Origin of the sequence: Streptomyces sp. NPDC088915, from assembly GCF_044749825.1 — a bacterium.
Lineage (GTDB): Bacteria > Actinomycetota > Actinomycetes > Streptomycetales > Streptomycetaceae > Streptomyces.
Window position 1 is genome coordinate 22271 of record NZ_JBIVIR010000027.1, and the last position, 20508, is coordinate 42778.

27 protein-coding genes are annotated in these 20508 nt (G+C 71.9%); 14 read left to right on the forward strand and 13 right to left on the reverse strand.

The window, feature by feature from the left end:
- The 8 genes from ACIP5O_RS34515 (at position 1) to ACIP5O_RS34550 (ending at position 7851) form a co-directional block, all read left to right on the forward strand.
- A complete protein-coding gene (locus ACIP5O_RS34515) occupies positions 1–588 on the forward strand; it encodes a GNAT family N-acetyltransferase (RefSeq protein ID WP_401301066.1) in 588 nt (195 codons plus the stop codon).
- 869 nt (positions 589–1457) lie between these two features.
- Positions 1458–2636, forward strand: coding sequence for a hypothetical protein (locus ACIP5O_RS34520; protein WP_401301069.1), 1179 nt, complete (start codon positions 1458–1460; stop codon positions 2634–2636).
- 86 nt (positions 2637–2722) lie between these two features.
- Entirely contained in the window at positions 2723–4120 is a 1398-nt protein-coding gene (gene dnaB / locus ACIP5O_RS34525) for a replicative DNA helicase (RefSeq protein WP_401301072.1), read from the forward strand.
- 41 nt (positions 4121–4161) lie between these two features.
- Entirely contained in the window at positions 4162–4452 is a 291-nt protein-coding gene (locus ACIP5O_RS34530; RefSeq protein ID WP_401301075.1) for a hypothetical protein, read from the forward strand.
- A 1207-nt stretch (positions 4453–5659) separates the two neighbouring features.
- Positions 5660–6052: a hypothetical protein gene (locus tag ACIP5O_RS34535; protein WP_401301078.1), complete on the forward strand. Its 393-nt coding sequence runs from the start codon at positions 5660–5662 to the stop codon at positions 6050–6052.
- A gap of 72 nt (positions 6053–6124) precedes the next feature.
- Positions 6125–6352: a hypothetical protein gene (locus tag ACIP5O_RS34540; protein WP_401301080.1), complete on the forward strand. Its 228-nt coding sequence runs from the start codon at positions 6125–6127 to the stop codon at positions 6350–6352.
- Between the two features lie 162 nt (positions 6353–6514).
- Positions 6515–7021, forward strand: coding sequence for a hypothetical protein (locus ACIP5O_RS34545; RefSeq protein ID WP_401301083.1), 507 nt, complete (start codon positions 6515–6517; stop codon positions 7019–7021).
- Positions 7022–7119: 98 nt separating this feature from the next.
- Positions 7120–7851 (forward strand): hypothetical protein, encoded by a 732-nt coding sequence (locus ACIP5O_RS34550; RefSeq protein WP_401301086.1) that lies wholly within the window; start codon positions 7120–7122, stop codon positions 7849–7851.
- A 20-nt stretch (positions 7852–7871) separates the two neighbouring features.
- On the opposite strand, the gene ACIP5O_RS34555 is transcribed toward ACIP5O_RS34550, so the two are convergent.
- The 3 genes from ACIP5O_RS34555 to ACIP5O_RS34565 form a co-directional block, all read right to left on the reverse strand.
- Complete coding sequence (locus tag ACIP5O_RS34555) at positions 7872–8360, reverse strand: DUF6420 family protein (RefSeq protein ID WP_401301089.1); 489 nt, start codon at positions 8358–8360, stop codon at positions 7872–7874.
- Positions 8357–8524 carry a hypothetical protein gene (locus ACIP5O_RS34560; protein WP_401301091.1) on the reverse strand — a complete coding sequence of 56 codons (168 nt, stop codon included), beginning with the start codon at positions 8522–8524 and terminating at the stop codon, positions 8357–8359. Before ACIP5O_RS34560 ends, ACIP5O_RS34555 begins: the two co-directional genes overlap by 4 nt.
- 571 nt (positions 8525–9095) lie before the next feature.
- A complete protein-coding gene (locus ACIP5O_RS34565; protein WP_401301094.1) occupies positions 9096–9332 on the reverse strand; it encodes a hypothetical protein in 237 nt (78 codons plus the stop codon).
- Between the two features lie 354 nt (positions 9333–9686).
- Here ACIP5O_RS34565 and ACIP5O_RS34570 point away from each other — a divergent pair, with 354 nt between their 5' ends.
- A complete protein-coding gene (locus ACIP5O_RS34570; protein ID WP_401301097.1) occupies positions 9687–9863 on the forward strand; it encodes a hypothetical protein in 177 nt (58 codons plus the stop codon).
- Between the two features lie 141 nt (positions 9864–10004).
- On the opposite strand, the gene ACIP5O_RS34575 is transcribed toward ACIP5O_RS34570, so the two are convergent.
- The 9 genes from ACIP5O_RS34575 to ACIP5O_RS34615 form a co-directional block, all read right to left on the reverse strand.
- Entirely contained in the window at positions 10005–10490 is a 486-nt protein-coding gene (locus tag ACIP5O_RS34575) for a hypothetical protein (RefSeq protein ID WP_401301099.1), read from the reverse strand.
- A 241-nt stretch (positions 10491–10731) separates the two neighbouring features.
- Positions 10732–11115, reverse strand: coding sequence for an ATPase (locus ACIP5O_RS34580; protein WP_401301102.1), 384 nt, complete (start codon positions 11113–11115; stop codon positions 10732–10734).
- Between the two features lie 83 nt (positions 11116–11198).
- Entirely contained in the window at positions 11199–11357 is a 159-nt protein-coding gene (locus ACIP5O_RS34585; protein WP_401301104.1) for a hypothetical protein, read from the reverse strand.
- Positions 11354–11848, reverse strand: coding sequence for a hypothetical protein (locus ACIP5O_RS34590; RefSeq protein WP_401301107.1), 495 nt, complete (start codon positions 11846–11848; stop codon positions 11354–11356). The genes ACIP5O_RS34585 and ACIP5O_RS34590 overlap by 4 nt, the downstream gene beginning before the upstream one ends.
- A gap of 36 nt (positions 11849–11884) precedes the next feature.
- Positions 11885–12361, reverse strand: coding sequence for a hypothetical protein (locus ACIP5O_RS34595; protein ID WP_401301110.1), 477 nt, complete (start codon positions 12359–12361; stop codon positions 11885–11887).
- 198 nt (positions 12362–12559) lie between these two features.
- Entirely contained in the window at positions 12560–13276 is a 717-nt protein-coding gene (locus tag ACIP5O_RS34600) for a hypothetical protein (RefSeq protein ID WP_401301113.1), read from the reverse strand.
- Between the two features lie 20 nt (positions 13277–13296).
- Positions 13297–14565 carry a hypothetical protein gene (locus tag ACIP5O_RS34605; protein ID WP_401301116.1) on the reverse strand — a complete coding sequence of 423 codons (1269 nt, stop codon included), beginning with the start codon at positions 14563–14565 and terminating at the stop codon, positions 13297–13299.
- 162 nt (positions 14566–14727) lie between these two features.
- On the reverse strand, positions 14728–15045 hold the full coding sequence (locus ACIP5O_RS34610; RefSeq protein WP_401301119.1) for a hypothetical protein: 318 nt from the start codon (positions 15043–15045) through the stop codon (positions 14728–14730).
- Positions 15042–15968 (reverse strand): ParA family protein, encoded by a 927-nt coding sequence (locus ACIP5O_RS34615; RefSeq protein WP_401301122.1) that lies wholly within the window; start codon positions 15966–15968, stop codon positions 15042–15044. The genes ACIP5O_RS34610 and ACIP5O_RS34615 overlap by 4 nt, the downstream gene beginning before the upstream one ends.
- Positions 15969–16269: 301 nt before the next feature.
- Here ACIP5O_RS34615 and ACIP5O_RS34620 point away from each other — a divergent pair, with 301 nt between their 5' ends.
- From ACIP5O_RS34620 to ACIP5O_RS34640, 5 genes are all read left to right on the forward strand, one after another.
- On the forward strand, positions 16270–16902 hold the full coding sequence (locus ACIP5O_RS34620; RefSeq protein WP_401301125.1) for a hypothetical protein: 633 nt from the start codon (positions 16270–16272) through the stop codon (positions 16900–16902).
- Positions 16903–17250: 348 nt separating this feature from the next.
- Positions 17251–18300, forward strand: a complete 1050-nt coding sequence (locus tag ACIP5O_RS34625) for a hypothetical protein (protein WP_401301127.1) — start codon at positions 17251–17253, stop codon at positions 18298–18300.
- Positions 18300–18509: a hypothetical protein gene (locus tag ACIP5O_RS34630; RefSeq protein WP_401301130.1), complete on the forward strand. Its 210-nt coding sequence runs from the start codon at positions 18300–18302 to the stop codon at positions 18507–18509. The genes ACIP5O_RS34625 and ACIP5O_RS34630 overlap by 1 nt, the downstream gene beginning before the upstream one ends.
- 199 nt (positions 18510–18708) lie before the next feature.
- The gene (locus ACIP5O_RS34635) at positions 18709–19263 is read left to right on the forward strand and encodes a hypothetical protein (protein ID WP_401301133.1); all 555 of its coding nucleotides are present in this window, start codon (positions 18709–18711) and stop codon (positions 19261–19263) included.
- Complete coding sequence (locus ACIP5O_RS34640) at positions 19260–19949, forward strand: hypothetical protein (protein WP_401301136.1); 690 nt, start codon at positions 19260–19262, stop codon at positions 19947–19949. The genes ACIP5O_RS34635 and ACIP5O_RS34640 overlap by 4 nt, the downstream gene beginning before the upstream one ends.
- Positions 19950–20058: 109 nt before the next feature.
- On the opposite strand, the gene ACIP5O_RS34645 is transcribed toward ACIP5O_RS34640, so the two are convergent.
- Complete coding sequence (locus ACIP5O_RS34645) at positions 20059–20418, reverse strand: hypothetical protein (protein ID WP_401301138.1); 360 nt, start codon at positions 20416–20418, stop codon at positions 20059–20061.
- Positions 20419–20508 lie beyond the last annotated feature (90 nt).

Here is a 20508-nt window from a genome sequence, read left to right on the forward strand (position 1 = left end):
ATGACCCAGATGATCATTCGGCGCGCCTCCACCGAGGACGCGGCCGCGCTGATGAAGCTCCGCATCGAGGCGGAGGGGTGGCTCGCCCGCGCCGGCGTCGACCAGTGGCGCAGCCCCGGCTTCCGCGACCGTGCCCTTGCCAAGTGGCAGGAGGACATCGCCGCAGGCCGTACCTGGGTGGTCGAGGGGGACGGCAAAGAGGTGCTCGGCACCGTCACCCTCGCCCGCGCCGACACCGACTTCTGGAAGGCGTTCGACGCCCCGGAGACCGCCGTGTACGTCGCCAAGCTCATCACCGCCCGCCAGGCGGCCGGCCTTCAACTCGGAGGCCGGATCCTCGACTGGGTCGGCTCCGTCGCGCGAGAACGGGGCCTGCCCTGGGTCCGGCTCGACTGCTGGCGCAGCAACCTAAAGCTCCAGGACTACTACCTGCGCGAAGGATTCCGGCACGTCCGCACCGAGGCGCCGGAACACCGGCTCTCAGGGTGGATGGCTCAGCGTCCGGCTGCCGTACGCGCCCACCCCGAGCTCCCGCCGCTCCTGGTGGACACGAACAGCATCGTCGACTCGCCGGAATCGGCGAGCTGACCCTACGAAACCGCCCGGAGGGGGAAGATGTCCGCGAAACACGAACAGGCCCCCTCGGGGGCCTGTCGGTCGCGCTCGCCGGTTGTGGTGGTCGGCGCCGCGATCAGCACCTTGGTAGAGGAGGTGCCTGCGGTGTGCAGGCTACGCGCGCCCGCCAGTAGGGGGCCAGAGGGACACGGCGACACGCCGCCGTCGGCCCGTACTGCCCGCGTGGCGGGACCCCTCGGCAAGTTCTCTCCCGGAGAACGGGATCGGGGAGTACTCGCGCCGAAAGGCCGGTACAACAGCACGACGCCCTCCGGCATGATCGCCGGAGACGCCCAGGTGACGTACCAGCTCATCCCGGTTTTCGGAAATCGAGGGAAGGACTCCAAGATGTCCGTCATGAACGAACGCGCCCCGTAATGCCGAGAGCCGCCCCTGCGCCAACAGGAGCGGCTCTCGATCACCACATCTGACTCAGTCCACCGGCCCTAGCAAGCCACAGTCCCTGAGTCGTACGTCGGCGGTAACGCCGGGCTCCCGACCCCTCGGGGCCCGGTCACCAGTCGCCAGGGTAACCGGACGAGCTGTCTTTTCGCAGCACCGGCCCCGGCCTGACTAGTTACCCGGTCGCAGACCTGTCGACGTGCGGCTCTCTACCCCGATTGGGAGAGATCGCACCTCATGCACCGCCCCCTCCTCCGGTCCGTCTCCGCGGAGCCCGCGACACTAGCCGTCCCGGCCGCGTACGAAGACGCCGTGATGATGACGACCTGCCGCAAGGCCCCTGTGACCTGCCCCGATGAGGGTGTCCGCTTCGGTGCGTACAACGCCCGGGTGACGATTACGAACGACGTGCCCGCTCCGGCCGCCGAGGCGGTGGCCCGATGAACAACGAGACCCTGGAGTACGACGACCTCGACCCGACGGACGAGCTCGACGAGGAGATCGAGATCGTCGGTGACATCACCGACTACTGGACCTTCACCCAGGTCCGGGACTGGATCCTGCTGCTGCCCGGCATCACGCGGACCGCGCTGCACCTGTACCTGCTGCTGCGCTCGATGGTCACCGAGACGGCCCGCCGGCGGGAGAAGGGCGGCCTGCGCCGGATGTCGCTGGATCAGCTTTGCTGGCTGCTGCCCGGCGTGAACGACAAGCCCGCCAGCATCACCATGGTCAAGGACGCGCTGCGGCTGCTCGCCCAGTTCGACCTGGTGGTGAATCCCGAAGGGGAGCGGCTGGTGACCTCGACGGGCAAGGGCGGCATCCAGAACTCGTTGCGGAAGTTCCAGGTCAACAACCTGCCGCCGGAGAAGTACGAGGGCTGGCGCAACGTCTGGGACAAGCTCGACGCCTACACCCCGGACTGGAGGACGAACCCGCCGCAGCCGCCGGTCCACATCCGTGTCGGGGACGAGGTCTACCAGGAGCCCGCCCGGCCGAGGAGCACCGCGGCGGCCGCGCCCGAGCAGCCGGAGGCGAGGCCCGCCGCCCCGGCGGCCGCGCCCAGGCCCCGGGTGGTGAAGACCGCCGCGCCGGCGGGCGGGAAGGCCCGGAAGGCCGCTTCCCCGCCGCCCGCCAAGAGCGCGCCGAAGAAGCGGATGCCGAAGACGGCGCAGGGCGGCGGGGGCGTCGCGCCCGCCGACGTCGCGGCCGCGACGGCCGTGGTCGACGCCTGGTCGAAGGGGATGAAGGCCGGGGGTCACCCGTTCCTGCCCAAGCGCGCGGCGCTCATCACCGCCGAGGCCGCCGGGCTCCTGGCCGTCGGCGCCGACCTGGACCACCTGTGCCGGGTGGCCGAGTGGATGGGACGGACGAAGCCGTCCTGGAAGGTCCTGGAGGAGGCGCTGACCTACCCCGAGGCGCCGCAGCCGACGGTTCCCCGGCCGCGCTCGGACCGTCCCGCGCCCGACATGTGCGAGCACCACCCCGCTTTCGCGGCAGGGGACTGCCCGCAGTGCCGCCTCGCCGAACGCGAGCGACAGCAGCGGGGCCCCTCCGAGCCCGCGCCCGTCGACGGCGCCGGACTGCTGGCCCGGCTCCGCGCCGGTCAGCCCGCGTGAGTCCCACCGACCGTTCCGAACACGCCTGTGGCGGCCGCTCCCGTCAAGAACCGGCCGCCACAGAAGACCTCACCAAGGAGATCCGCATGTCCATCGTCGCATCCCACGCCGCTCCTGACGACGACTTCCGCCCCGCCGGCCGCGACCACGGCTTCGACCGCGTCCCGCCGCAGGACCGGGATGCGGAGAAGTCCGCGCTCGGCGGCCAGATGCTGAGCAAGGAGGCCATCGCCGACGTCCTCGACACCTCGCTGCAGCCGCGGGACTACTACCTCCCGGCCCACGAGATCGTCCAGGCCGCGATCCTCTTCCTCTACGGCAAGGGCGAGCCGGTCGACCCGATCACGGTCAGCGCCGAGCTGACCAAGCGCGGCGACATCACTCGGGTCGGCGGGCCCGCCTACCTGCACGAACTGGTCCAGTCGGTGCCGACGGCGGCGAACGCCTCGTACTACGCCGAGATCGTCCACGAGCGGGCCGTACGCCGTCGCCTGATCGAGGCCAGCGCGAAGATCGCGCAGATCGCCTACTCCGGGGAGGGCGAGCTCGACGACGTCCGCAGCGGGGTGGAGGCCGAGGTCCTGGACGCGCTGGCGACCCGCGAGCAGACCGCCGGCTACGCGTACGTACGCGAGGACGTACCCAGTTTCTGGGACAACCTCGACGCCCTGATGAAGGGCACGGGGAAGATGACCGGCGTCCCGACCGGCTTCACCGACCTGGACGCGCTGACCAACGGCCTGCAGGCCGGGCAGCTCGTCGTCATCGGCGCCCGCCCGGCCATGGGCAAGTCGACCCTCGCCCTGGACTTCGCCCGCGCCGCCTCCGTCAAGCACGGCCTGACCTCCGTGTTCTTCTCCCTGGAGATGGGCCGTCCGGAGATCACCCAGCGCCTCTACAGCGCCGAGTCCCGCGTCGCGCTGCACCACATCCGCGCCGGGTCGGTCACCGAGGAGGACCTGAACCGGATGGCGAAGCGGACGCCCGCCATCGAGAAGGCGCCGCTGATCGTGGACGACTCGCCGAACCTGTCGATGACCGAGATCCGGTCCCGGGCCAGGCGGATCAAGCAGTCCAAGAGCGGCCTGGACCTCCTGGTCGTGGACTACATGCAGCTCATGCAGTCCGGGGCTGGCCGCCGCACGGAGAACCGGCAGCAGGAGGTCTCGGAGATCTCCCGCAACCTCAAGCTGCTCGCCAAGGAGCTGGAGATCCCCGTCATCGCGCTCTCCCAGCTCAACCGTGGGCCCGAGCAGCGCACGGACAAGAGGCCGCAGCTCAGCGAGCTGCGCGAGTCCGGCTCGATCGAGCAGGATGCCGACATGGTGATCCTGCTGCACCGCGAGGACGCCTACGAGAAGGAGTCCCCGCGCTCGGGCGAGGCCGACCTGATCGTGGCCAAGCACCGCAACGGGCCCACCGCCACGATCACGGTCGCCTTCCAGGGCCACTACAGCCGTTTCGTGGACATGGCGTCCGACTGAAATCGAACCTATGTGCGATAAATTGGACAGAGAGGACAACCATGGCCAACGGCCGTCAGCAGATCCGGCAGGCGGACTTCCCCGACGCGGTGATGGTCCCTGACTCGGTGGTCAACGACCCGGACGTCTCGCCGAACGACCTGGGCATCTACGTCCGCTTCGTGCACATGACGGAGATGTTCCACGGGCCGTACGACCTCGACGAGATGGTGCGGCAGATGACCTTGGGCCGGACGGGGCAGCGCGCGGACAGCAACGAGGCCGCCGTCCGCAGCGCCCTGCAGCGCCTGGTGGACGCCGGGCACCTGATGCTCGCGCCGGCCGGGCCGTGAGCCCGCGACACTGTCCGCTCCGGCTGTCACAGTGGCTCCCGTCGTCACACACCGGCTTCGCCCCCGGCGCTCTCGCAGCGCCGGGGGCGCCGTCGTTCCGGCCCGGCCCGGGAGGCGGGGAGGGACGGCGCCGCGCACCGCCGCCGGATTTCCGACCATCGAAACGACCTGCATCGATGCGGCATCGCCCCAGGTCGTTTCGATGGTCGGATTTCCGACCGCGCCCGTCGGATTTCCGACCGCGCCCGTCGGAAAAAAAACGACGGCAAGCCGCTGACCTGCGCGAACGCCGTCCCCTAATAAGCCCCCCCAAGAAGCTTCTCTCTCTCCTCGCGCACCACCGGTCGCACCGGTACCGCCGGAGCGGACTACGGCCGGGACGAACGGCGAGAGAGAGCGGCGGCTGCGCCGAAGGACACCGGCCCTCGGTTGCCGCCCGGCCCCGGCCGCGGGCTTTCCCGCCGCTGGACCTGGCGGTGCCCCTCGACGACGTGCTCCTGGCCGACGACGGGCACGACCAGGAGGACGTCCTCCTCGAGGACCCGACGTCGTACGACGGCCCCGGCCGCCCGGCCCTCTCCCCGCCGGCCGGGAGCCCGTCCGCCCCGGTGCCGGTATTAACAGGCCGCTGCGCCTCCGAGCCGGGTGTCGGGTACGGCCCGCGCCGTACCCGACACCCCAGCTCGGCGCACCGTTCGGGCCCATCCGGGCCGAAACGATCATGACCCCCTCGCGTAGCTGGCCGAGGTCTTGAGCTCCGCCACGTACGGCCTGGAAGTCGGGCGGCTGCCGGTCATGGGCCGGACAAGTCCGGTCGTCAGGGACCGCAAGGGCCTGTTAATACCTCAGAGGAAGGGGGCGCGGCCCCGTCACCCATTCGGGTGACGGGGCCAGCGCCGTGGGCGGTGCGGTGGGGAAGTTCGTGCAGGTCAGAGCCAAGATGAAAGGAACGGGCTTCGCCCGGCGACTTACAAGAGCAGGGGCCTCGCGCCCCTGAGTGGCTCTCTGCGCCTCTCAGGGCATGATCGGCACTCCTCGACGCGGGAGGCCGGAGAGGCGCTCCAGAGGTCTCTGGCGGCCCGTCTCGGGCCTGTTCCGGATGATCGCCAGGGTGGCAAGAGCGATGGCCCGGTCGTTCAGCGGCGGTTTCCGGCCGAGATCATCCACTTTGCCCGTACTCGCCTCACGAGCCGGACAGCCTGCCGCCATGCCGCCGACCCGTGCGCCCCGCCCGCAGTTGCCCAGTGCGCTGCAGTTCCTCCTCGCGCCGCGCGTGATGCGCCACATCGCGATCTTCCAGCTCGACCACGGCCTCGACTTCCAGGACGCCCGCCGCTGGTGCCTCGCCGCCCAGCTCTACCGCTGGCACCTGGAGCGCCAGTACGGCCCCCGGTGGAAGCGCCGGGCGCCGGCGGCCGAGATCACCGCGGCCTCCTGGCACCACTTCCACCCCGAGCGCGTCCCCGAGGGCCCCGGCCGCGACCTCGTCCGCGCCGTCCTCGACGTCACGGCCCACTGGTCCTCCGGCCGTCCCGGCATCGCCCCACCCGGCCTGCCGAGGAAGGACGGGAGCGAGGCGGGCGCGGAGGAACGCCGCTAGCGGGGTCCTCTCGAGGCCGGGCACATAGGATCACAGCCCTCACATCCGTTCCGGGTCAGGGGGATTTGCGTCATGGCGTTGGTTGAGGGCGAGTACGAGTTCCAGTGCGACGAGTGCGACGGAGACGGCTCCGTGCAGGTCCTTCACGGCATGCTCGACGAAGCCACCGATACGCCCGACCTCCGCTGGGAGACGTGCGAGGACTGCCATGGCCAGGGGAAGGTATGGGTGGACGAACAGGACGCGGCCGAGAAGATCCTGTACGGGCACACGCCGACCCGTACGCCTGCCGGGGAGTGAGGTCGGCGGCCTCAAGGCGAAGCTGGGCCGCAAGCCGGAGGACCCGGAGGGCGAGGACACCGACGAGACCATCGCCCAGGAGGCCCGGCCGCCCGTCACCCGCTCGGGGGAATCTGGCGGGCCGCGGCCCCCGGCCGGCCCCGCAGGCTCCAGACTCCGCCCGTGACCGATCACGCCGAGAAGCCCGTACCGCCGCCGCGCCTGCGCGCGTGCCGCTGCACCGCCACCCTGAACCCGCAGGCCCGCCTCCACCAGATGCTCCATGACCGCGGCTGGCTGGCGGACCTGCACATCCTCGTCCGCACCCAGACCTTCGGTGAGCCCGACTGGTCCGAGGTCGACTCCGACTGGACCTACGAGACCGCGGTGCCCTGCCACGAGCAGAAGAGCGTGCAGCCCACCCTGATCAGCGTCGACGAGGACGCCGGCGACACGGTCGTAGTGACCTTCCCCGGCCCGGCCGTCATCGTGCAGCCCTGCCCGGACCACCAGCCCGGCGTCCTGCGCTTCCCCCTCACCCACCAGGGCCTCGACATCCTGGAGGCCGCCCTGCCCACGATCGAGGCCGTACGCCTCGGTGCCGAGGACCTGGCCGCCTGCCTCGCGGACGGTCCGTGCGGCCGGATCGCCAGGGCCGCAGAGGCAAAGGCGAAGGCCAACGCCCATTAGTGCCAACAGGACCAACCGTCCCTGAGCTGCCGCCCGACTCCCGGGCCCTTTTGTACGCGATTCGCGGACAAGAACGCCCGGGTGGGATGCTGCGCCGCATGGCGAAGACCGACCCCGAGGACCTGGAGCAGCGGCGGCAGGAAGCCGAGGCGCTGCTGCTGGCGAAGTACAGCGGCGGCCGCGACTGGCTCGACCCGGTCCGCGTGATGCACGCGGTACGCGCGGCCGCCGACCGCTACGGCCCCGAGGACGCCGAGCAGACCGAGGTGCCGGCCGCCGACGTGCTGGCCGCGCTCACCCAGCTCGACGAGGCCCGGGCCGCGCTCGACACCCTGGAGCGCGACCTCATCCGGGCCGCCCGCCGACGCGAAGCCTCCTGGCAGCAGATCGCCGATCACCTCGGCCTGGCCTCCCGCTCCAGCGCCGAGAGCCGGGCCGTACGGCTGGAGCGCGACGCCGCGACCTACCGGGGCGACCGCTACCCGGAGAAGCAACGCGCCGAGCGGGCCCGCGACCGGGCCGGAGACGCCTGGTGCCGGGCGAACGAGGCCCGGCTGCGCGCCGCGACGCGGTCCCTGGCCCGCCTCGACGACCGGTGGGAGCAACTGGCCCGCACCGCCTCCGCCGAGCAGCTCGACACCTGGCAGCGTGACCTCGACGGGCCCGCCCTCGCCGCCCGGCTGCGCTCCCTGCGCCTGATCCTGGACTCCTACGGCGCCGAGCTCCCCGACGACACTGCGGCGGCCGCCGCCCGCAACGAGGTCCTGGCGCTCCTGGACGAACTGATCGCCGCCCGCCACGGCAGTAAGGAAGGTTCGACAGGGCAGTGACACCGTTACCCCTGACAGGTCTAACTCTCGTCGGACCGGCCGTCCACGGAGTCCTGCCGGGGGAGGCCGATCAGGTCGGCGACGGCGGCGAGGTGCTCGACGGGACCGGTGTCACCCAGCTCGACGGCGAGCAGCGCGCGGACGAAGACCGTGGGCTCGATGCTCCCGACCGGGAACTCGAAGCTGCGGAAGACCCCGCCCTGGTAGGAGGCGCGGTGGCGGCATCCGGTCCGCAGGCAGTGCCTCTCCATGGCCAGGGCGAGCTTGTGGAAAGCCGCTTCCTTCTCCTCGCCGAGCTGGGCGGGGCAACCGAGGTGGTCGAGGGTGACCCGGTGGTGACGGCCGGAGGAGCGGACGGTGAGCCGTCCGCCGCCGGGCGTGAGGCAGCGTTCCTTCGGCACCGGGCCGTAGGGGTGCAGCCGCGGCAGGTCGGTCTCGGTGGCGTGCAGAGCGGGCAGGCCGTCGTACTCGATGTACGGGCCGGCGGCGCCTCGGTGCTCGTTCGTCATCGGGTGGTCGTCTCCCTCGCATGGTCGACGGCGAGCTCGTGCTCCTGGTCCTCGTCGCCCTGGTCGTGGTCGGCGGGCCAGACGCCGTACGGGCCGCGAAGGCCAGGGCCGGTGGCGCCAAGCTGGTCGGCGCCACCCTTGAGCCGGTGGGGGGCACGGATCACGGGTGCGGGTCTCCTGGCGGTCGTGGGTGGTACGGGCCCATGGTGCCCGCGGCCGCTGGCGATGCGGCGATATCGAGCCGCAGCAGTCGGCGCGGGGGCGCCGGCGGTGCCGTCCGTGGAACCTCCCGTGACACGCGCGCGCGTAGGACGGTTCCACGAAGTTCCACGAAGAAGCAGACGCGGCGCAGGCCGGGGACCTCCATCCGGTTCCTCGTGCCGCTGCTCGTCGACCACCCTTCGGCGGTTACCCGAGTCGCGTCTGCGGCCCTGGGGCGTGAACGGCCGACAGTACGACGGCCCCGATGGCGCGGCCCATGCTCCGACTTGTTCGTGCCGGTCTAAGACGATGTTGATGGCTCGATGGCTCGATGGCTCGATGATTTGACGTCATGACGTCACCGCGGCCTAGGCCATGAGATACCGAATTTGGTATCTTGGCCATCGTCTAAGCCGGGGCTCAGTAGCCCGGAACGGCTGAGGCGAGTGCCCGGAGAGTGAGTTCCGGGCATGAAGAAACCGCCCGGGTAGTGGCGTAGGAACCTTCCCCGAGCGGCTTCTCTTCTACAACCCGTTAGAGCGAGTTGCAGATCCCAGCGGCCCCGCCCTCGTGGTGAGGGCCGTTCTGCGTTCCGGCGACGACGCCTCCGGCCGTGAGGCCGATGGCGAGCAGGCTCGGGAGCGCGAGCCCCACAGCCTGCCCGGCCCCGTTACGGAGCCCGTCCCAGAACCCTGCGGGCCTGTTCTTCTTGTCGGTCGACTCTCCCTCACCGGACTCGTCCGGTACGGGCTTGCCTCCCTTGACCGGCATAGCGGTCCTTCCTTCCTTCATCGGGTTCCCTGGCAAGGCCAGGCGCCAGGAGCCAAGGCAGCCCCTGGACTTGCTCAGTCACCCGAGGAAGTGCATGGAGAACTCTACCTGTCCGGTTGAAACCGACGGGGGTTTGCCGGGGGCAAGGGGGCATCGAGAAAAGGGAATTCCTCACTCCGCCATAACTCGTTCCGATCCGGCCGCGACGACGAGGGCGGGGAACGGATCCCGCGTCACTCTCATGGGGGGACGCGCACGAGGGCGTGCGGGTGGTCCCGGGGGTGTGGGCGAGACCTGTGCTAGCGTTCGCAGCTTTTTCCTCACTCGGACTCGTTCGACTTGAGGAGACAGACCGTGCCCATCGACCCGTACGCCGTCGCCTTGCTCGCCGTGCTGTGCATCGCGATCCTGTGCGCCACGGTCGTCTGCGTGACAGCGATCCTGCGGGCCCACCGCTCCGACGTCGTCGCCGTCATCCGGGCGTTGCCCGAGCTGGCCGCAACGCTCATGAGGTGGCGCCGGCGCCGGTGAGGACCAGGAGGACGGGCACCACGCCCCGGCCGTGTTCCTGTAGCCCGCCCTGTCGCCTTCGGTGTGGCCTAGCTTGTGGTTTCGTGAAACCGCAGGCCAGAGAGCCTTTCGTGGCGAACGGGTGACGGCTGGCGGAGGGGCTCACGCGCCCCGGGAAGCGGCGTCGAGGGTCTCGGCGACGCCGAGCGCGGCCAGGAGCTGGGTCTGGCCGTCCTCGGCGTCGAGGACGCCCTCCTTGAGGGTGGTGGCGATCCGGGCCGCGTGCCCGATCGCGACCGCGACTCCGGTCGGCTCCCGGTGTTCGGCGAGGAGTTCGTACCCGGCGCTCAGCATGCGCGCGAGGTCGCCGTCGTGGTCGTCGAGGCCGTGGAAGACGAGCGGACGGAGCCACAGGTCCACGTGGGAGTCGATCACCTTGAGGTAGTCGCGGTGGTCCAGGACCTCGCCGCAGACCCCGGCGCCCGGTCCGGTCTCGGTACGGCGGCCGGTCCACTGTTCGGTGAGCCACCGGTGCCGGCGGCAGACCTGCAGCCGGTAGTCGTAGGGGCGGTCCGGATGCCGGGTCGCGCGCTCGACGACGAGGGTGGACGGTGCGGTGCAGGTGGTGATCCGGCGGAGTACCGGCATGGCGGTCTCTTCCTCTCGGCGGTAGGTACAGGGCAGAGCATGGCCGTGGCCGGGCGTGGGCGCGGCCCACTGCTGGACGCAGGGGCGGCGATCTGGGTCTCTACGTGGTCGCCGTTGCCCCCGTTGGGTCCAATGGGTCCTTCCCGGCGGCGTGCGGCCTGCGGATGGTTCCGGCGGCCTGCCCGGTCGCGGGAAGGGGCCCCGTCCGCGATTCACGGACGGGGCCCCGGGGCCGTACGGGTCAGCGCCGGACGACGTCCTTGCCGAGGTCGCGGTGGACCAGGTGGACGTCCAGGCCGTGGGCGGCGCAGCGCTCGGCGAGGACGGAGGCCGCGGTCGCGGCACGGTGCCGGCCGCCCTGGCAGCCGAACGCGACGGTGACCGGCTCGTCCTGGCGGGGCCCGGCGAGGTACCCCTGCACCATGGCCTCGGCGGCCTGGAGGACCTGCTCGATGCCGTCGGTGGCGAGCACCGTCTCGCGCACCTCCGGGTCGTGGGCGGTGAGGTAGCGCAGCTCCGGGCGGAGATGCGGGTCGCGGAAGTGGTGGCGGAGGTCGATCACGATCCGGGCCTCGGGGGCGGCGGCGTGCAGGTAGCCGAACGAGGTGATCTCGATGCGGGTCATCGGGGGCCTTCCTGGGTTGGAGTCGTTGGGTCTAACAGGGCTGATGCGCGGTGGTCTGGTGGTCTGTCTCTCGGGGCCGGTGGTCAGAGCCAGCGGATGGCGGAGGCGGCGGAGCCGAGGTTGTCCGCCTCGAGCCGGTCGTCGAAGCCGTAGGGGTCCTCGCCGACGGTGCCGCCGGTGCGCTCGGCGGCGGTCTCGACTCGGGTGACCCGGGCGAGCCCGACCGGCGTCTTCCCGTTCACGCCGTCTCCGGGCGGGTCCGCAGCTCGGGCGCGGCAGGGGCCGGGGAGCCGGGGGTGAAGACGGGGGTGCCGCCCATGTGGATCACGGCCCGGGACTGGCCGAGCAGGGCGTGGCACCGGTTGAGAAGCTGGCGGGCGATGCGGGCGAGGCGGGGGTCGCCCCGGTACATCTCGATGTCGCGGATGGCGGTCTCCAGGCGCAGGAAGTCGGTGTGCTGGACGGGGACGCGGACCAGCTCGGGGTCGGGCTGGAGGACCGAGGCGGCGCCGGCGCTCTCGTACAGGCGGCCGATCAGGTCGTCCCTGCTGACGAGGTAGCCCAGTTCCGGGCGGGCGTGCCGGACGCGCTCGTCGGCGTGCAGGAGGATCTGCTCGAAGGTCCGCAGCTCGTCGAGGGTGATGCCGATGTACTCGACAGTCGGGGCCTGCGGGCGCGGCGGGCGGGCGGTGGCCCGGGGGGCGGGGCGGCGGGTCCTGCGGAAGAACAGCATCGGCTTCTCCGTGTCCGTGGTGGCGGTGGTGGACGGTCAGGCGGTGCGGTCGAAGAAGGCCGCGGCCGCGTCGACGAAGGCGTTGTGGGCGGTCTTGGCGTCCTCGCGGGCCTGGGCGAGGGCGTCGGTGGTGGTGTACGCCTCGCGCATGGCGTAGGTGAGGTCGACCATCCGATCGGCGGCGGCGCGGACGGCCGGGTCGGTGATGAGGACGCGCAGGGTGACGAGCGGGCGGGTGATCCGGGAGCGGGATTCCTGGGTCTGGGCGCGCAGACCGGCGAGGAGTTCGGTGTCGGCGCCGGCGAGGAGCGCGTCGCCCCGGTGCCACATCCGGGCGCGGTGGTCGCTGAGCGCCTCGGCGAGGTCGGTGACGGCCGCCAGGCGGTCACGGCGCACCTGCTCGCCGCGCGCGGCGCTCTCGGTGCGACCGGCGGAGCGCTCCTGGAGCTTGCCGGTGACCAGCGCGCCCAGCAGCGTTCCGACGATGGCGATGACGGCGACGACCAGTTCCATGGGATTTCCCTCCCGGACCGCCGGGCCCCGCTGGCCCGACCCCTTGAGAATGCCAACTCAGAGTTGGCTATGTCAACTGAAAGTTGGCCAACCCCTTGTTGGCTAGAACGGGTTTGGGCGCGCGAACGCCCCCGGCCTGCGGTGATGGCCGGGGGCGTTGGGTCTAACAGGTCTACGAGGAACGGGAGCAGGCCGGGACTAGGCGGCCGACTCCGGGTCCTCCACGCTGCCGCCGGGCGTGGGCTTGAGACGGTCCCAGGCGACCGCTGCTCCCCCCGCGATCCCCATGAGGTTGGCGGCGTTCCCCACCACCTCGGCGGCCGGCCCGTCGAGGAGCACGGCCGCCAGGCACAACACCGACGCCGCGATGGCGATCACGAAGGCGACGAAGAGCTTCTTCTGCTCGTCGATCGGAAGCCAGGCGACCTGCTCCTGGAAGGCGATCGCCGAGGCTTCCAGGTCCGCCGCCGTCTCGTCCGAGATTTCCTCGGCCTGTCCGGCAGCGCCCTCGTCGACCAGGCGGTCCAGCAGGTCGCTCGCGTACACCTCCTGGACCTGCTCCGCGAACCAGTCCTGGCGCGCGACGGTGTCCGTGACCGGACGGAGGGAGCCCTGCAGCCACGACAGGTCCAGCGTGTCCGCGATCGCCGTCGAGACTCCGGCCGCCTCCAGCGCGGCCACGGCCTGCTGCGTCACCGCGTGGGCGGACGAGGTCTCTTCCCGCAGCCGGTCCAGCATGGACGAGACAGAGGTGGCCAGGGGGGCCACGTCCCTGGCCATCGCCTGGATGCCGTCCAGGCCCCCGATGGAGGGAAGGTCCCGCATCAGGGCGCCCAGGTCGTCCAGGTCGCGGAAGAGGGAGTTCATATCCCTGGGGGTCAGGCCGAGGGAGCGGTAGAGCTCTGACGTGTCCATGGGCGCACGGTGTCATATGCCTACGACAGCGGGGTGAAGCCGGCGGCCCGCTCCAGGGCCCGCAGCAGCTCCGGCTCCCATCCGCTGCGCGGGATGTCGAGGGCGAGCAGCCCGCCGGACTGCAGGGCGGCGAGCTGTACCCGGTGCTCGATGCCCTGCCGCCACGCCTCGCGCAGCAGTTCGCGGGCCTGCCTGCGGTCGCGGCGCCCGGTGGTCGCGACCGCCGCGGCGTCCGGAAGCGCGGCCAGCCGCCGGCCGACCTCCTCCAGCACCGACATGGTCCGGGCCGCGCGCTCGGCGTCCGGGACGGGCGGCACCAGGTGGAGCTCGGGCGCGGCGACGCCACGCCGTAGCTGCTCCATGCGGACCGGAAGCGGCTCCCAGCCCTCGGTGCCCGTCAGGTCGATGTTCACCGTCGTCACGGTGCGGGTGTAGCTGCGGGCCACGCCGCGCGGCTGCAGGGCGGTGCCGGCGGGGCGGTACTGCGGCTCGACGCCCTCACCGACGACGCCGCCGTGGTTGCCGCGCACCGAGACCCACAGCCAGTCGGCGCCGCCGCTCACCTCGGCCATCAGCAGGCGGCGCACCAGGAGCCAGCGGACGAGGGCGGCCCGGGTCGCACGGCGCAGCGGGTAGACCTCGACGACATCGGGCGCGTCCGGCCGGATGTTCTGCGGGCGGCGGCGCACCCGGATCTCCTCCAGGGTGGGGGAGAGGTCCTCCAGGCGCGTCGCGCACAGCTCGCCGACCCGGGCGCCGGTGTCCAGGACGACGGAGGCCATGGCGAGCATCCGCACCCGCAGCGGGTAGTCCCCGGCGAGCAAGCCCCGCTCGACGCTCCAGCCGGTGTCCGTGCCAATGACGTCGGCGAGGGTCTGCAGGCTGGTGCGCAGCCGCTCGCGCCGGGCGACGTCGACCGGCTCGCGGCCGGGCAGCCGTTCCATCTGGCGCAGGTAGTAGACCTCCAGGCCGAGCTGGCGCTGCAGGAGCACCATCACCCCGGAGCGCACCATCGCCGTCGCCTCGCTCGTGGGCCGCTTCGCGCCCCGGTCGCGCAGCTCGCCGACCAGGGCCAGGCGCTCGTACTGCCGCAGCGACTCCCCGGCGAGGACGTCGGCCAGGTCGTCGGCGACGGTCAGTGGGTGCTCGGGGTGGTGCAGGGCCCGGACCAGCTCACGGGCGTGGGCGCGGATCTGCCGGCGGCGGGCCTCGGAGGGGGCTTCCTCGCACACGGCGTCCACGGCGTCCTGGAGCTCGGGCATCTCGTCCAGGAGGTCGCGCTTCGTCATCACCCGTCGCACGGTAGCCACGTCCGCGCGGCCGCACGCACCGAACGCCGTATTAGACCCATTAGGACCAACACCACCAACCGTGACTGACGTGCCCGGCCGGAAACGCGGCGGGCCCCGCCGGGATACGGCGGGGCCCGTCGTCGCGGCCGGGTGGGCCGGCTACTTCGTGACCGGGGGTCCGGTCTTGAGGTTCTTCTGGCGGCGCTGCGGGAACGGCTTGCCGCCGTTGTACTCGCGTTCGTCGCGGCGGATCCGCTCGAGGACGGCGGCCTCCACGTACGCGGAGAGCGAGACCGGCACCTCGGCGTCCTCGTCGTCGATCCGCTGCATCGCCACCACCGTGTTGCGCAGCCGGTTCATCACGTCGGGGGCGACGTAGGCCGGGATCTTCTCCTTGGTGCCGGGGCTGACCGGCGCCTGGCCGCCCAGCTCCTTGCCGAGGATGCTTCCCTTGCCGAAGGGCAGTCCGTTGCTCATGCTGCTTCCCCTCGCGGCGCCACCAGCATGTGACCGAGCTGGTCGAAGTCACGGGTCGTGGTGGATCGCTTGTTGTACTCGCGGATCGACTTGTTCTCATCGGGCGCGGTGGTGGCGTCCACCGACCTGCGGATCGGGCACACCAGCGCATCCGGGTAGTGCTCGGCCATCTCGTTGCCGACCTTCAGGCTGATCTTCGTCTGCCCCCACGCGGTGAGCACGGCGGCCCGCACCCGCACGTCGTACTCCTCCTTCGCGTCGGCGATCGTCCGGCGCAGCGGCTCGTTCGACTTCTGGTCCAGGGCGCTGAGCTGGCTGGGCACCAGGACCTCGCCGCCGAGCGCCAGGGTGAAGGTCGACAGCTTCCCGATCTTCGGCGGGCAGTCGACGATGGTGATGTCCACCGGCGCCTCGCTCCGCTTGATCGCCCGGCGCAGGGTGCGCTCCCCGGAGACGGCCGGGTCGTACTCGACGACCGCGCAGTCCTCGTAGCTGGGCACGAGGTAGATGTTCTTGTACCGGGTGTAGTAGGTCGCCTCGTCCAGGCCGACCTCGCCGTACAGCACGTGCTTGAGCGTCATGCGGTACTTGTCGTCCAGGCCCTCGGGGTAGATCGGCTCCAGCCACCCGGTCAGGCCCGCGTCCTGCGGGTCGGCGTCGATGATGCGGACCGTGTAGCCCATCGCGGCCCAGGCGCAGGCCAGCTCCAGGGTCGTGGTGGTCTTGCCGGCCCCGCCCTTGCGGTTGAAGACGATGAACACCCGGTGCTCACCGGGAAGGATCGGGGTCGGGCCCGTGAAGGCGGCGGGGAGCAGGATCCGCGGCCGCATCTTGTTGGCCGGCTCCGTCCACGCGCGCTCGAAGACGGTCGGCATCCGCAGCCGGTCCGGGATCTTCAACGGCTCCAGCGTTACCTGGACCATGGCTCTCTCCTCATCCGGGCCTCTCCCCGTGCACTGGTCACCGCCAGACCGTACCGCCTCCGCCCGGTCCGCGAGAGCACCGGGCCCCGGCCTGTCTGGACAGAGAAACCGCAGGCCAGAGCCTTACCCCCAACGGGGTCAACCCTGTTGGGTCCAACAGGACCAGCCGCCTGTCTCGTTGACCAGGGCGAACCGTCCCCGGGGCCGAGGGTGAGACCTCGCGCCCGCGCGCGCGTAGGTGCCTCTCGGAACTCGCAGAAGGGCAGGACGGTAAGCCGGGCGGTCCGTACGGTCCGCTCCCATGTCGAATCGCAAGCAGTCCTCCCGCCGCCGTCCGGGCCGCCCCTCCCTGCTCACCCCGGAGCGGATCGAAGCTCTGGTCAAGGCCGTCTCCGTCGGCGTCGCCCAGTCGCTGGCCGCCCAGGCCGTGGGCGTCTCCTATCCGACGCTCGCCCGGTGGATGGCCCGGGGCCGTGCCGCCGCCGAGGCCCGCGAGGAAGGCGAGCGGCCGGACCCCTCCGACGATCCGTACGTCGAGCTCCACCAGCGAGTGCACCAGGCCCGGGCGCGCATGGCCGCCTCCTCCCTCGCCCAGGTCCTCGCCGCCGGCGCCGGGCACATCGTCCTGGCCGAGCAGGTGCGCACCTACACCGACGAGGAGACCGGCCGCAGGATCGAGGAGCGGACCATCCGCTACCAGCCAGCGGACTGGCGGGCGGCGGCCTGGTGGCTCGCGCGGGCCTTCCCCGAGCACTACGGACCGAACTCCAAGGCCCTCGATCAGATGATCGACGAGTACGCGGCCAAGGAGCTCCCGGCGGCGGACGGTCCAGGCTCCCCGCCGGAGCTCGCCGGGCTCGCCGAACGGCTCCAGGCCGCCCTCGCCCGGCAGGACGAGCCTCCTCCCGCTCCCGTCGTATCGGCGTCGCCGTGACCCTTCGTCACACCAGCCACATCGGCCTCAACTTTGGTCAATAGGACCGTCTAGTGGTACGCGCTGCCTTCTCCCGTAAGTTCTTGTCGTGTTCGGATGCCTCCCGCCCGGAAGCGCCGATATCGTGGAACAGCACGGCCACGCACAGGCCCAAGCCAGCCTCAGCCCATGACTGGGAGCGATCTGAGGCGAAGGTGCCAGGACCATCGGAGTCCCAGCGCATCAGTGCGACGAGCAACGCCAAGGCGTCCTCCTCGACGCCTTCTTCCGACTGCCCGCGCCGTACCACCGTTCTCCGCGCGTGCACCGGGTCATGGGTAACCGCTGCACGCCACCGAGGAGAAACTCGTGGTCAAGTCGCACGGCAAGAAGCAGCGCGCGAAGAACCGCTCGCGCCGTACCGGAGCCGCGTACGCCTCGGCGGCCGCTGGCGCCACCCACAAGCACGAACCGCTTCCGGACATGTACGCCCTCCAGGCCATCCCGTACCTGCCGGACCTGTTCGTCAACGCCGACCTCGCCGCCCGACTCGTCGCCGCGTGCCAGGTGGCCTGCCAGCCCTGCCAGCGCACGTTGACGAAGAAGGTCCTTGGGCACGAGCCGACGCTCCTCGCGCTCACTGCGGCGATCTACGGAACGATGCCCGCTGGGCCCGTGGCCTCCGCCACCACCCAGGCGTGGGCGCCGCTCGCCCGCGCGGCCCAGGAGGATATGGGCGAGGCGGCCGAAGCGCTGGAGGCGTTCGGGGCGCTGAGTGTCGAGGCGCGCGCCGACCTCCTGGAGGATGCGCTCGACCACTGGACGATGGGCGGCCCCGCGTCGGAGGAGGAGATCGCCGATCGGCTCGCCGACCTCCTCAGCGCCCCGCCGCGTCAGCGGCCGGCCGACCCCATGGACGCCTTCCGGAAGGCCGGGGTGCAGGTCTTCACGCTCGACGACCTCGACCTGGGCGACGTCGACACCTACCACTTGGCGCCGAACTACGGCGTGCTGCTGATGAAAACGGACACGCCCGACGACCGGCCGATGCCGATGCTCGTGCTGTACCCGGAGACCGAGGACGCCGGGATCGAGGACCTGGAGCGCCGCACCGACTGGGAGCACTGGGGGCTGCACGGGATGCCGGACCGGGATCCGAACTGGCAGGTGCGCGCCCAGATCGCCGACCGGTCCCTGCGGGGCCTGGTCCACGTCGGCGCGGACGGCGGCGACGACATCGAGCTGTGGCGGGCGGCCGAGACCGTCAGCCTGCCTGAGCAGTGGTGGGATCTGCTCGATCGAGTCCGGCACGTCTTGATCGCCGGGCCCGTGAAGAAGCCCGAGGACCCCGGCGCCCTGCAGGCCGCGGGCGACGCGGGCGAGCTCCTGGCCGTCGTCGCGCGCGTGGTGTTCGTCTGATGGCCGCCCGTGCCCGCCGCGAGCGGACCGAGCGCACGTACCTGCCCGGGATCGCGGACGTACGGATCTGCGGCACCGAGGCGACCGTCCGGGCCGTCCTCGACGTCCTGGAGCGCGAGTTCCTCGCCACGACCGCCCGTCCGTACGACGGCGGACAGCGCGCCTACCTCCAGCTCGACACCGGCAACACCGCCCCCGACCCGGACTGAGCCCGCCTCATTTCCGGTCGGAAATTTAGAACTTGCCCAGGTCACAGGCCACGGCCCCGGTGCCGTCCGGCGCGCACGCACCCGCACCACGGGAGCGCTGACCGCGCCGGCCGGTGCCGGGGGAGCGGGGGCCTGGGGGGCGGCGAAGCCCCCCAGCAGCCACCGGCCCCGGCCCGGGCCCACCACAGGAGACCCGCAGATGTACCAGAAACCCGATCCTCCCGGCTCCCCGGCCGACTGCGCCGACGGCGTGGTCTGGCTCCGGCCCGAGTACCAGGGCCGCCAGGGCGAGCTGGTCACCCTCGCCGCCGGCGCCCGGCTCGTCGGCGTCAGCGCGGCCGCCGTCTCGAACTGGCAGAACCGGTACGCCGAGGACTTCCCTGCCCTCGTGCTGCTGACCGGTCCGCCGCACAAGCGCACCAAGTGGGTCGTCGCCGTCGAGCTGGTCGCCTTCGCCCGCGACCAGCGCACCAGGGAACGCGACCGGACCGGCCCCCGGAGCCCGCAGCGCCCTGGCGCCGAAATCGCGGCAGAGCAAACGGCGCACTACGAGGAGGTCCTGCGCACCCTCACCGAACGGGAGCAGCGCCAGAAGGAGGCCCTGGCCCGCACCCGGGCCGCCAAGCGCGCGGCCGAGGAGAAGCTCACCCGGGCCCGTGCCCGGCTCACCGCCGAGGTCGACGCCGTCGCCCGCCTCGGCATCCCCGCAGCCCGCATGACCACCACCACTACCGAGAAGGAGACCCGACCGTGAAGACCACTCACGAGACCGACAGCGAGACGAACACCTCCGCCGTGATGGCGGGCCGGACCATCACCCTGGACGAGCTGGCCACGGAGCTGTCGGCCGTCGAGCTCCGGGTCCGGCAGCTCGCCCGGGCCGCCGAGGTGCCGGCCACCCCGGTGGAGCTCGCGGACGTCATCGACTCCCTGCGCTCCACCGCCTCGACCGTGCGGGAGCACGCCGACCGGATGGGCCTGCTCGCCCGCATCGTCGACGGCGACGTACCGCTCGCCGCTACCTTCCCCACCGGTGACCCGTGGGGCGTCGCCGCGCGGGCGAGCGACCGGATCGACTTCGGCGGCCCGGCGATCGTGCCGACCGTCTGGCAGCTCATCAAGCTCGCCCAGGACGCCAAGCGGCCCGGCGCCGCGAAGACCACGACGTACCCGGAGGCGATGGACGGCCTCGGGATCGGCTGGGAGTCCAAGGCGGCCTCCGCCCGGCGCCGCCGCGAACGGGACGCCGCAGTGGCCCGCGAGGTCCTGACGCTGACGTGCGAGAAGTGCGAGGCCACCGAGGGCGAGCAGTGCAAGACGAAGACCGGCTGGGCCGCCGACAAGGCACACGTCGGCCGCCAGCGGCAGGCCGAGGCCAACGTCGACGCCCGCCTCGGCTACCTCGGCGACAACCCGGTCGGCGTGCCCGACGCGCGGTAGACCCGTCGGCAGACCCCTGGACAGACCCGCTCGTGAAACCGCAGACGGGCCCCCGTAAGACCTGTTATCCCCAACAGGTCCAATAGGGGCCCGTCGTCGTACGCGGCGGTCAGCGGTCCGTACGGATGCCCTTGAAGCCGGGGCCGAGGCCGCGTCGGCGGGGCCTGCGTCCCGTGCGAGGACCGGGGACCGCCCCCGCGGCGGCCGGCTCCGGCTCGGTGTCCACCGGCAGGCCCAGGCGGCGCCGGGCGGTGGAGGCCGCCGCCGTCGCCGCGGCGAGAACGTCCTGGAGCTCCGGGCCGATCCCGCCCAGCGCCTCGGCCAGGGTCTCGATCGCGGTGAGAGCGTCGTCGGCGGCCACCGCGCTCCAGCCGCCGGCGCTCACCGCGTCCGCGAGCAGGCAGGCGCTCTCGGCGGTCTGGTCGGCGTGCTCCTCGACTGCGGGCAGCGCCCGCTCCACCAGCTCCACGAGGCTCCTCGACGACGTGCCCGAAAAAAGATCACGGCGAGTGTCACACGGCCGCCCGCTCTCGCCACCTGTAGCAGGCGAGAGCGGACT